General features: G+C 72.5%; 8 protein-coding genes, 1 tRNA gene and 1 pseudogene. 8 read left to right on the top strand and 2 right to left on the bottom strand.

Translation table 11 applies throughout. The features are described 5' to 3' along the window. Nucleotides 1-119: 119 nt before the first annotated feature. Nucleotides 120-629, bottom strand: a complete 510-nt coding sequence (locus tag QSK52_RS20520) for a universal stress protein (protein ID WP_435053301.1) — start codon at nucleotides 627-629, stop codon at nucleotides 120-122. 870 nt (nucleotides 630-1,499) lie between these two features. On the opposite strand from QSK52_RS20520, the gene QSK52_RS20515 reads away from it, so the two are divergent. The 5 genes and pseudogenes from QSK52_RS20515 (at nucleotide 1,500) to QSK52_RS20495 (ending at nucleotide 6,674) form a co-directional block, all read left to right on the top strand. Then, on the top strand, nucleotides 1,500-2,570 hold the full coding sequence (locus QSK52_RS20515) for an HAD family hydrolase (protein ID WP_285737550.1): 1,071 nt from the start codon (nucleotides 1,500-1,502) through the stop codon (nucleotides 2,568-2,570). Nucleotides 2,571-3,671: 1,101 nt separating this feature from the next. After that, nucleotides 3,672-4,674: pseudogene (locus tag QSK52_RS20510) on the top strand (helix-turn-helix domain-containing protein); the annotation flags it as partial. Between the two features lie 594 nt (nucleotides 4,675-5,268). Next, nucleotides 5,269-5,871 carry an oligoribonuclease gene (gene orn, locus QSK52_RS20505; protein ID WP_285737549.1) on the top strand — a complete coding sequence of 201 codons (603 nt, stop codon included), beginning with the start codon at nucleotides 5,269-5,271 and terminating at the stop codon, nucleotides 5,869-5,871. A 114-nt stretch (nucleotides 5,872-5,985) separates the two neighbouring features. Next, nucleotides 5,986-6,061, top strand: a tRNA-His gene (locus QSK52_RS20500). 166 nt (nucleotides 6,062-6,227) lie between these two features. Next, the gene (locus QSK52_RS20495; protein WP_285737548.1) at nucleotides 6,228-6,674 is read left to right on the top strand and encodes a DUF4442 domain-containing protein; all 447 of its coding nucleotides are present in this window, start codon (nucleotides 6,228-6,230) and stop codon (nucleotides 6,672-6,674) included. A gap of 214 nt (nucleotides 6,675-6,888) precedes the next feature. On the opposite strand, the gene QSK52_RS20490 is transcribed toward QSK52_RS20495, so the two are convergent. Beyond that, nucleotides 6,889-7,953, bottom strand: a complete 1,065-nt coding sequence (locus QSK52_RS20490) for a LacI family DNA-binding transcriptional regulator (protein ID WP_285737547.1) — start codon at nucleotides 7,951-7,953, stop codon at nucleotides 6,889-6,891. A gap of 420 nt (nucleotides 7,954-8,373) precedes the next feature. Between QSK52_RS20490 and QSK52_RS20485 the strand changes: the two genes are divergently transcribed. The 3 genes from QSK52_RS20485 to QSK52_RS20475 all read left to right on the top strand — a co-directional run bounded on the left by QSK52_RS20485 (nucleotide 8,374) and on the right by QSK52_RS20475 (nucleotide 11,681). Continuing rightward, a complete protein-coding gene (locus tag QSK52_RS20485; protein WP_285737546.1) occupies nucleotides 8,374-9,699 on the top strand; it encodes an ABC transporter substrate-binding protein in 1,326 nt (441 codons plus the stop codon). A 109-nt stretch (nucleotides 9,700-9,808) separates the two neighbouring features. Further along, nucleotides 9,809-10,765 carry a carbohydrate ABC transporter permease gene (locus QSK52_RS20480; protein ID WP_285737545.1) on the top strand — a complete coding sequence of 319 codons (957 nt, stop codon included), beginning with the start codon at nucleotides 9,809-9,811 and terminating at the stop codon, nucleotides 10,763-10,765. Nucleotide 10,766: 1 nt separating this feature from the next. Continuing rightward, complete coding sequence (locus QSK52_RS20475; protein ID WP_285737544.1) at nucleotides 10,767-11,681, top strand: carbohydrate ABC transporter permease; 915 nt, start codon at nucleotides 10,767-10,769, stop codon at nucleotides 11,679-11,681. Nucleotides 11,682-11,723: the final 42 nt, after the last annotated feature.

The following is an 11,723-nucleotide window of genomic DNA, read 5'->3' as shown; positions in this document are numbered from 1 at the left end:
TCCGGCCGCGTGCGTGATGGCCTGCTGATGAGCCGACAAATCCCAAACAGGACAGCCCGAGGCGTCAGTCAGGGGGCGGGTCAGGCTCATCAGCAGAACCACCAGTCACATCATCACTGTCAGGGGATGACGATCACCGGGCGGTTGGCGCGGCGGGCGAGGCGGCTGGAGACGGAGCCGAAGATCTTGCCGAGCAGGCCGTGGGTGCTGCCGACCACGATGGCGTCCGCGGCGTACTCGCGGCCGACCTCCTCGATCTCGTGGCAGATGTCCCCGCCGCGTTCGACCAGGATCCAGGGGACGCCGGAGAGGAAGTCGGCGCAGGCGAGTTCGAGGCCGAGGATCTCGGTGCGCTGGTCCGGGAGGTCGACGAAGACCGGCGGTTCGCACCCTGCCCAGACGGTGGCGGGCAGCCGGTTGGCGACGTGGACGATCACCAGGCCGCAGTGGGAGCGGCGGGCCATGCCGACGGCGTAGGCCAGTGCGCGCTCGCTGGAGAGCGAGCCGTCGAAGCCGACCACCACGCCGTGCTGGAACTGCGGGTCGCAGGCGCGCGAGCCGTGCTCCTGGAGCTGGGGCTCGCCCTCTCCGTCGCGGCGGCCGACGGTGGGACGGGATCGGTCGGTCATCGCGTCCTCCGCAGTACCGGGTCGAGGGCCGACGACGGGGTCCGCCGCCGTCCCGGGGGTGTCGGGTTCGGGGCCGCCGCGCTCCTGGTCCCCGTGCTCAGGGTTGCGGTCCGAGCGGTGGCCCAGCGGCCGCTCGGGGCCGCGCCGCGGCCGGTCGGCCTCCCGGAGGTCGAACCGCCGGACGTCGAACTGCCGGACGTCGGAGCACCGGGCCTCGGGACGCCGGCCCTCCGGGTGGCGTGCCGGATCGGCGAGCGGCGGGACGCCGGGGCGTCCGGCGCCGGACCTGCCGTCGTACCGGCCGCCGTCGTACGGGCTGCCGTGGGCAGAAGCGGAGGGCTCGTGACCGGCCATGGCTCAAAACTCTTCAACTGAAGCGGGCCTACGCAGGGGGACGCGGCGGCGGACCGTCCGGTCCCGGTGACAGGGACGGCAGCGGTGGCGACGCGTCCGGGAACGACTACCACCGTCGGAGACCTGTGCCTTTCAGAGTACGGCTCGGAGCGGGCCCCGCCCAGCGGCGGCGCCCTCGTGCGATCGGGTTCCCGCGGGTGGGGGAAACACGTGCCGAAACGTGCGCCCCCGCGCGACGGGTTCCCAGGAGCTTGACCGACGACACGGGATGTGCGCAACAGTGCGCCGACACAACGTGACCCGACTGTCATCGCCCCTGTCCGCAAGCGGTGCACGGCAGTTGTCCCGCGGCCGCCCTCCGCGGCCGCCCCGGGACCGCCCGGTGGGACCGGCCGATTTTCGGATCATGGTCCGGGTTGCACGGGTAGCAGCCGGATTCGGCCAATTCGCGGAAATTCCACCCGCCTTTGGCAATTGCCAAGTGCATACGCGGTGGCCGCTGGCAGCATGCTCGGCATGCCGCTGCTCCTGCTCGACCTCGACAACACCCTGCTGCCCAGGGACGCCGCGTTCCGGGCGTGGGCGGAGGACTTCCTCTCCGAGAACGGCCTCCCCGCCGGCGACCTCGACTGGCTGGTCATGCTCGACGGCAGCGGCTACGTACCGCGCAGCACCGTACTGGGTGCGGCGAAGCGTCGCTACGGCTTCGACCGGTCGGTCGATTCGATGCTCGCGCACTACCGGACCGGCATCAACTCGCACATCCGGTGCCCGGATTCGCACGTCACGGCGCTCCGGGAGGCGCGCGAGGCGGGGTGGACGCTGGGGATCGTCAGCAACGGCGGGACGGTGCCCCAGCTGGAGAAGATCCGGCGCACCGGGCTCGCCGCCCTGGTGGACGGCTGGGTCATCTCGGAGGAGGCCCGCTGCCTGAAGCCGGACCCGTTGATCTTCGAGATCGCGGCCCGCCGGTGCGGGTTCCGGCCGGCCGGGGACTGGAGGGCGCAGACCTGGATGGTCGGCGACTACGGACCGGCCGACATCGCGGGGGCGGCGGCCACGGGACTGCGCAGCGTCTGGCTGCACCACGGCCGCCCGTGGGCCGAGCGGGCCTACCGTCCGACGGTCAGCTCGCCGGACCTGCCGGAGGCGGTACGGGTGGTCCTCGCCGCGGGCGAACTCCCCACCGTCGGACGGGGGTTCACCGCCGCCGCGACCGGCCGCCCCCAGCGCCCGCGCGGCCGCCTCGCCGTCCCGGCCTCCCGCCTGGCCCCGGCGTCCGCCCGAACCGCCCCGAGCACCCCGAGCGCTCCGAACCTCCCGAGCGCTCCGAACCTCCCGAGCGTTCCGAACCTGCCGAATGCCCCGGTTGCCCCGGTCGCCCCGGCCGCCCCGGTCGCTCCGGCCGTCGCGAAGGCCCCGTTCGCCCCGGCGGCGTCCCTGGCCACAACGTCCCTGGCCACGACACCCCTGAGCGCGACGTCCCTGGCCTCAGCGTCCCTGGCCTCGGCGCCCCCGACCGCACCGCCGACGAGGGTCGCACCGCGCACGTCGGTCGAACCCACCCCGGCCGCCGCCGCGGGCTGAGGCGGCGCAGGACCACGCCCTCCCCCGCGGGACCGCCGTCCCGCCTGCACGTCAGGACACTTGACGTCACGCCGCCGAAGGTCCGCTCCCGTGCCCGTGCCCGTGCCCGTGCCCGTGCCCGCACCCGCACCCGCACCCGCACCCGCACCGGGGGAACGACACCTCCCGCCCGCCGGAACGGAGTTGGCACGGAAGGACGGCAGGGGATCGGATTCGGACGAATGTGCGGCGTCCGGGCCCGCGGAGCGGAGCAGTGGGGCGGGGCGGGTCGGTGGGGTGGCTGTGACGGGTGGGGTACAAGGGGAAGAACGGGTCCGGAGTGACGGAGCGTGAGGTGAGAGGCGTTCCGGAGTGGCCGGTTCGCAGTGGGCCGGGGGGGCTGACGGGGCGCGGGGATCATGGCCGAGGTGTGCGCTGTGGCGCGTGGAAGGTGGTTTCGCGCCCCCGATTTGAACCGTACGTTTTCGGCCAACTTGCGTTGCTGCCCTGCCGTTCGGGCAAATCCGCAGCACACAGCGGACGGTGAGTGCACCGTCGACGGGGGAATCGACGACGGGTCGTGCGACAACCGGCCACGCTTCTCCGCGCCCCCTTCACAGCGGGGTCGACGGGTGCCACGCTTCGTGATCGAATGCTTCACGCCAAATTGCCATGTCGACATAGCGTCGGATGGTGAACTTGTCACAACGGCAACGGTCCACCAAGTAGATTCGATCTTGGCTCGCAGAGCGGCAGCCGAGACCACCACACCACCGAGGGGGCTGGAGCGCCTTGAGCAGGGTGAGCAGGAGCGACGCGGGTCCTGAGAACGGCCGCCAGCCGTCGTCCCATCCCGGTGGCACGGCGAGACTCGGCAAGTTCGGTGGCGCGCCGACCGGTTCGCCGGGCGGCGGTCAGCTGCACGGCACCCCGGGAGGGGTGACGCCGGGTCAGCACCCCGCGGTTCCGCCCCTCTCGGCGGCGACCTCGGCGGCGTCCTCGACGACGGCCTCCGCGACGTTCTCCGCAGCGTCCCCCGCCGCGTCCTCCGGGCACGGTGCGACGAGCGCGGGCGCGGGCACCGCGACGGACGTGCTCCCGGCCGGCCCCGGTCCCGGTGCGCTGTCCTCCCCGCGCAAGCTCGCAGGTCGGCGGCGGCGCGAGACGGTGGCGGTGCTGCTGTTCAGCGGGGCGCCGATCTTCGAGAGCTCGATCCCGCTGTCGGTGTTCGGCGTGGACCGGCAGGACGCCGGCGTCCCCCGCTACCGGCTGCTGGTGTGCGCCGGCGAGGAGGGCCCGCTGACCACCACCGGCGGGCTGACGCTGACCGCCCCGTACGGGCTGGAGGCGCTGTCCCGGGCGGGCACCATCGTGGTCCCGGCCTGGCGGTCGATCTCGCAGCCGCCGCCGGTCGAGGCGATCGCCGCGCTGCGCAAGGCCCACCACGAGGGCGCCCGGATCATCGGCCTGTGCACCGGCGCCTTCGTCCTGGCCGCCGCCGGGCTGCTGGACGGCCGCCCGGCGACCACCCACTGGATGTACGCGCCGACGCTGGCGAAGCGCTACCCGCGGGTCCACGTCGACCCGCGCGAGCTGTTCGTGGACGACGGCGACGTGCTCACCTCCGCGGGCACCGCGGCCGGGATCGACCTGTGCCTGCACGTGGTCCGCAGCGACCACGGCGCCGAGGCCGCCAACGCGCTGGCCCGCCGGCTGGTGGTGCCGAACCGCCGCGGCGGCGGGGGTCAGGCCCAGTACATCGACCAGTCTTTACCGGAGGAGATCGGCAACGACCCGCTGGCCGAGGTGGTCACCTGGGCGTTGGAGAACCTCAACCAGCAGTTCGACGTGGAGGTGCTGGCGGCCCGCGCCTACATGTCGCGGCGCACCTTCGACCGCCGCTTCCGCACCCTCACCGGCAGCGCGCCGCTGCAGTGGCTGATCACCCAGCGGGTGCTGCAGGCGCAGCGGCTGCTGGAGACCTCCGACCTGTCGGTGGACGACGTCGCCCGCCGCTGCGGCTTCCGCTCGCCGGTGGCGCTGCGCGGGCACTTCCGGCGGCAGCTCGGGGTCTCCCCGGCCGCGTACCGGACCGCCTTCCGGGCCCGGCGCCCGGCGGTCGGCGGGCCGACGGTGCCGCCGCAGTCGAGCGGCCTCCCGGTCGAGCGCGGCGCGGGCCCGGCCGGACACCCGCAGGCCCCGCACGGGTCGGTCGGGCACGGGAGCGCGGGCCACGGCCAGCAGGTGCCGGGCGGGGCCGGTCCGGCCGTCGGGGCGTCCGGCGGGGGCGCGGCGGGGCGGCAGCGGCCGCGTCCGCTGGTGCCGCCGCAGGCCGGTCCGCCGCCGGGGGCCTACGGGCGCCCCGGGGCGGAGCGTCCGGTCGACCCCCGGTACGCGGCCCGAGGTGCGGGCCAGGCCGCTCCCGGCGCCCAGCAGGGCCCGTCGCCCGCGCACGCGCACGCGCAGCCCTCCCCCGGGCAGCCGGTGCGGCCGAGCGCGGCGTACCCGGGCGCCCGCGGTGCGACCGAGCGGCCGGACCGTCCGGTGGAGCACGCCATCGCGGAGGACGCGGACGGCAGGCAGCCCACCGCCCGGGACCGCCGGGTGGTGCACCGTCCGGAGGTCGAGCCGGAGCGCGGGGCGCGCGACACGGCGGACTTCGGCCCGGACGGGGCGCGTGCGGTGTCGGGGGCGCGGGACCGCGCCGTAGGGTGAGGGCGTGAATGACCGTCTGGTATGGATCGACTGTGAGATGACCGGCCTCGACCTCGATCGGGACGCCCTGATCGAGGTCGCCGCCCTGGTGACCGACTCCGAGCTGAACGTGCTCGGCGAAGGCGTGGATGTGATCATCCGCCCGCCCGCCGAGGCGCTGGAGGGCATGCCCGAGGTGGTGCGGCAGATGCACACCGCCTCGGGCCTGCTCGACGAGCTCGCGGACGGCCTGACCATGGCCGAGGCGCAGGAGCGGGTGCTGGCGTACGTCCGCGAGCACGTGCCCGAGGCCGGGAAGACCCCGCTGTGCGGCAACTCGGTGGCCACCGACCGCGGCTTCCTGTCCCGGGACATGCCCGAGCTGGAGGGGCACCTGCACTACCGGATCGTGGACGTCTCCTCGATCAAGGAGCTGGCCCGCCGCTGGTACCCGCGCGCCTACTACAACAGCCCGCAGAAGGGCGGCAGCCACCGCGCGCTGGCCGACATCCGCGAGTCGATCGCCGAACTCCGGTACTACCGCGAGGCCGTGTTCGTCCCGCAGCCGGGACCGGACACCGACACCGCGCGGGAGATCGCCGCCCGCCACCAGGTGCCCACCACCTGACCAGCGGTCCGGCCCGGGCGGTCCGGGAAACCCTGGCGCGAGCACCCCTCGGCATCCTGTAGAGTTCTTCCTGTCGGAGCGGGAACGCGGAAGCGGGAAAGCACCTGACAGATGGTGGGTGTAGCTCAGTTGGTAGAGCACCTGGTTGTGGTCCAGGTGGTCGCGGGTTCGAGTCCCGTCACTCACCCCAAACGCCGAGGGCCCCGGTCGAGGAATCGACCGGGGCCCTCGGCGTTTCCCGGAACGCCCACCGGGACCGGGAGTTGAGGCGCCGACAACGGCGGGCGGCAGCGGCGGGCGGCAGCGGCGGACGACGGGCCATGGACGACCAAGCTACCCGCTAGTAACATCGCCGCATGACGACTACCCCGATCGGCGAACTGCTCACCTCCACCGTCCCGATGGTGAAGACCCTGCAGCTGGAGTACCTGGAGACCACCCCGGAGCGGGCCGTGCTGCGGCTGCCCGACCTCCCGGAGTACCGCAACCACGTGGGCGGGCCGCACGCCGGGGCGATGTTCACGCTGGCCGAGTCCGCCAGCGGGGCGATCGTGCTCGCGGCGTTCGGCGACCAGCTGGGCCGCGCGGTGCCGCTGCCGACGGTCGGCGAGATCTCGTTCAAGAAGCTCGCCCGCGGCGTGGTGACCGCCACCGCGACGCTCGGCCGTCCGGTCGCCGAGGTGATCGCGGAGCTGGACGAGGGCAAGCGCCCCGAGTTCCCGATCACCGTGGAGATCACCCGCGAGGACGGCGCCGTCACCGGCGTGCTGGAGATCGTCTGGACGCTGCGCCCCAACTCCTGAGCGGACAGCGGACAGCGGACAGCCGGCAACGGACAACGAACGGTCCGCGGGGCCGGGCACCCGGCCCCGCACCGCCCGGCACGCTGCGCAGCCCGCACCCCGCGCAGCCCACAGCCGGGCGCGCCCCCGCCGCGCATCCCCGCAGCGCACAGCCCGGCGCGTCCCACGGCACCCGCGGCACCCGCGGCACCCGCGGGACTCCGCGCCCCCGTCGTCAGGCGGAGTCGCGGACGATCAGCTCGGTCGCCAGCACCACCTGCCGCCGGGCCCGGCCGCGCTCGTGGATCTCGTCGAGCAGCAGTCGGGCCATGGTGCGGCCCATCTCCTCGATCGGCTGCCGGACGCTGGTCATCGGCGGGTCGGTGTGCCGGGCGACGATCGAGTCGTCGAAGCCGATCACCGCGACGTCGTCGGGGATCCGGCGCCCGGCGGCCCGCAGCACCTGCATCGCACCGGCCGCCATCACGTCGGAGGCGCAGAAGACGCCGTCCAACTCGGGCCTGCGGTCCAGGAGTTCGCGCATCGCGACCCGGCCGCCCTCCTCGGTGAAGTCGGCCAGCCCGACCAGGTCCTCGTCGTAGGCGTGGCCGGCCTCCTCCAGGGCCCGGCGGTAGCCGCCGAGGCGGGCCTGGGCGACCTCCATGTCGAGCGGGCCGGTGAGGGTGGCGACCTGGGTGCAGCCGCGCCGGAGCAGGTGGCGCACGGCCATCCTGGCGCCGCCCGCGTTGTCCGCGTGGACGTAGCTGAGCGGTTCGAGGTCGCCGCGCCGGCCGGCCAGCACGGAGGGGATCTCCAGGCTCTCCAGCAGGCCGGGCAGCGGGTCGTCGCGGTGGACCGAGACGACCAGGACGCCGTCGACGCGCTGAGCGGTCAGGTAGGCGGAGAGCCGGTCGCGCTCGCGCTGGTTGCGGACCAGGATCAGCAGCAGCTGCATGTCGGTCTCGGCGAGCTCGGCCGAGACGCCGCTGATGATGTCGGAGAAGTACGGCTCGGAGAAGAGCCTGGTCTCGGCCTCGGGGACGACCAGCGCGATCGAGTCGGTGCGCGAGGTGACCAGGGTGCGGGCGGCCCGGTTGGGCACGTAGCCGAGTTCGGCGATGGCGTTCTGGACGGCTTCGCGGGCCTTGGCGCTGACCCGCGGGGAGCCGTTGATGACCCGGGAGACGGTGCCGCGGCCGACGCCTGCCAGCGCGGCCACCTCCTCCAGGGTGGGGCGCGCGGTGGCTCTGCCGCCGGCGCCCGGGTGGAGCGCGTCGGGGCGCTGTGCGGTCGGGCTCATCGCTACACCTCTCGGTCTCATGGGACGGATGGGACGGATCCGCGGGGCCCGCCCCGGGCCCGTACGGACTGTTCATTGTGGCCGGTCCCACGGTGTTTCCGACCATCCGGGGCGGCCCGGGACCGGCTCGGGGGCAGCACGAGGGCGTCAACGGCGGTGGTAACGAAGGCGGAAACGCTCCGGCAACGTTTATGTCACCACGTCTTGACACTCACCCCCGCGACACAGCAACCTTCCGGCATGCCCAGCTGTGGGAGCGCTCCCACACTGTAGCCAAGTTTCGGCGCACCAAGAACACCCAACGAAGCTCTCGTTTCAAGCCCGGCACGACCCACGAAAGCCCACCCGCAGGCCCCGGAAGACCGCCGGAGCCACTTGGGCCCGACCCGGACAACCACCCGGACAAAGGAGTTCGCCCCCATGCGCACCACCTCCCGCCCCCGCAGAGCAGCCGTCGCCGCCACCGCGATCCTCGCCGCCTCCACCCTGATGCTCACCGCCTGCTCCTCGTCGAAGTCGGACAACGACAGCGGTGGCAAGAGCGACCCGAACGCGAAGATCACCCTGAACGTCGGCGACTTCGGCACCTTCGGTTACGTGGAGGCCGGCCTGTACGACGAGTACATGGCCGCGCACCCGAACATCACCATCAAGTACGACACCGTCCAGGACGGCCAGAAGTACTGGGACGCGCTGACCACCCACCTGAGCTCCGGCAGCGGTCTGGCCGACATCCAGGCGGTCGAGGTCGGCTACATCGCGCAGGCCACCAACACCCTGGGCGACAAGTTCGTGGACCTCGGCAAGACCGAGGGCGTCAACCCGAGCAACTGGCTGGACTGGAAGTCGAAGCAGGCCACCACCAAGTCCGGCTCGCTGATCGGCCTCGGCACCGACATCGGCCCGATGGCGATCTGCTACCGCACCGACCTGTTCCAGCAGGCGGGCCTGCCCACCGACCGCGAGTCGGTCGGCAAGCTGTGGGCGGGCGACTGGTCGAAGTTCGTCGACGCGGGCAAGCAGTACCAGCAGAAGGCCCCGGCCGGCACCTTCTTCACCGACTCCGCCTCGGGCCTGTTCAACGCCGTGCTGTCGGCGCAGCCCCAGCAGTACTCGGACGACTCCGGCAAGCTCGTCTACAAGACCAGCCCCGGTGTGAAGACCGCCTGGGACCTCGCGGTCGCCGCCTCGCAGGCGAAGATCAGCGCCGGCCTGCGCCAGTTCCAGGACCCGTGGAACGCCGCGTTCGCCAACGCCAAGTTCGCCACCGTGGTCTGCCCGTCCTGGATGACCGGCATCATCAGCAAGTACTCCGGTGACTCGGGCAAGGGCAAGTGGGACGTCGCCGCCCCGCCGGTCGCCTCCAACTGGGGCGGTGCCTTCCTGACCGTCCCGAAGGCCGGCAAGCACACCAAGGAGGCCGCGGCCCTCGTCGCCTGGCTGACCGCGCCGGAGCAGCAGGCCAAGGTCTTCACCAAGGTCGGCAACCTGCCCTCCACCGTCGGCGGCCTGCAGCAGCCCGCCGTCCAGGGCGCCAAGCTGGAGTACTTCAACAACGCGCCGACCGGCCAGATCTTCGCCGCCGCCGCGCAGTCCATCAAGCCGGCGCCGATCGGTGAGCAGGACGGCAACGTGAAGACGATCATCACCGACAACGGCATCCTCGACATCGAGGAGCACGGCACCGACCCGGCCAAGGCCTGGGCCAACGTGACCAAGCTGATCGACGACAAGACCAGCAACTGATCCGGGCCGGCAACGCGCCGGTAGCCGATCCCTACTGCCCGGCCGGGTCCGCCCACCCGGCCGGGCGCCGTTCCGCCGCCCCTCGCCACCCCCGGGAAGGAAACCCCAAGTGGCCACCCACGTCCGCGCCGAGGCCCCGCCCGCGCGCCCCGCCTGGCGCTCCCGCCTGTACCGGTTCGACCTGAAGGCGTCCCCGTACGCGTTCATCGCCCCGTTCTTCATCTGCTTCGCCGCCTTCGGCCTCTTCCCGCTGATCTGGACGGGCTGGCTGTCGCTGCACTACGTCGACCTGCTCAAGCCGGACGTGATGGAGTGGCGGGGGTTCGGCAACTACACCCGCCTGTGGTCCAACGACCAGTTCTGGACCGCGCTGCGCAACACCTTCACCATCGGTGTGATCTCGACCGTCCCGCAGCTGCTGATGGCGCTCGGGCTGGCCCACCTGCTCAACTACCGGATGCGCGGCCGCGGCTTCTTCCGCGTCGCGATCCTCGCCCCGTACGCCACCTCGATCGCCGCCGCGACCCTGGTGTTCGTCCAGCTGTTCAACCCGGACTACGGGTTCGTCAACTGGATGCTGGACGCGGTCGGCATCCACCCGAACTGGTACTCCGAGACCTGGCCCTCGCAGATCGCCATCTCCACCATCGTGACCTGGCGCTGGACCGGCTACAACGCGCTGATCTACCTGGCCGCGATGCAGGCGGTGCCGAAGGACCTGTACGAGGCGGCCAGCCTGGACGGGGCCAACCGCTGGCAGCAGTTCACCCGGATCACCATCCCGTCGATCCGGCCGACCATCCTGTTCACCATCATCGTCTCCACCATCGGCGCCACCCAGCTGTTCGGCGAGCCGATGCTGTTCGGAGGCGGCGTCGGCGTGTCCGGCGGCTCCGCGCACCAGTTCCAGACGCTCAGCCTCTACCTGTACGAGCTGGGCTGGCCGTCGCGCCAGCTGGGCCGCGCCTCGGCGGTGGCCTGGACGATGCTGCTGCTCCTGCTGCTGATCGGCCTGGTGCAGTACCTGATCACCCGTTACCGCAAGCGCCACGAGCTGGGAGGCTGACATGGCCGCCACCCTGTCCACCCCCTCCGCCCAGAAGGCGAAGCACGCCGAACAGGCCCGTCCGAGCGGGCTGTTCCGCCGCAAGGCCGGCGACCACGACAAGGCCGGTCCGGTCGCCTACGTGCTGCTGGCGCTCGCCGCCGTGGTCTCGCTCTTCCCGCTGTACTGGACCTTCGTCGCGGCCTCCAACACCGGTGAGCGGGTGGCCCAGTCGCCGCCGCCGATGGTGCCCGGCGGCCAGCTGTGGACCAACATCACCACCGCCTGGGACCAGGCGGACATGGGCAAGGCGCTGCTGAACTCCACCATCGTGGCGGGCTGCGTGTCGCTCTCCACCGTGCTGTTCTCCACGCTGGCCGGCTTCGCCTTCGCCAAGCTGCGCTTCCGCGGCCGCAACGCGCTGCTGACCCTGGTGGTCGCCACCATGACCATCCCGCCGCAGCTCAGCGTCATCCCGCTGTACCGGATCGTCACCAAGCTGGAGTGGGGCAACCAACTGCAGTCGGTGATCCTGCCCTCGCTGGTGGCCGCGTTCGGCGTGTTCTTCATGCGCCAGTTCCTGTCCGAGGCGCTGCCGTTCGAGCTGATCGAGGCGGCCCGGGTGGACGGTGCGCACAGCCTGCGGATCATCTGGCACGTGGTGTTCCCGATCGCCCGGCCCGCCATGGCGGTGCTCGGCATGCTGGTGTTCGTCCAGTCCTGGAACGACTTCTTCTGGCCCTTCGTGGTGCTCACCCAGCAGAACCCGACCGTCCAGGTCGCGCTCTCCGCCATCGGCGGCGGCTCCGGCCACGACATCAACCAGGCCGTGATCATGACCGGCGCACTCGTCGGCACCCTGCCGCTGCTGTTGATCTTCGCCGTTCTGGGGAAGCACATCGTCGGCGGCATCACCTCCGGCGCCGTCAAGAGCTGATCCGCGGGGGACCGGTCCACCGACCGGCCCCAGCACACCGCC

This window comes from Kitasatospora phosalacinea, from assembly GCF_030268885.1.
Classification (GTDB): Bacteria; Actinomycetota; Actinomycetes; order Streptomycetales; family Streptomycetaceae; genus Kitasatospora; species Kitasatospora phosalacinea_C.
The sequence above is the reverse complement of the archived record's forward strand: the minus strand, read 5'-3'. Positions and strand labels throughout refer to the sequence as shown.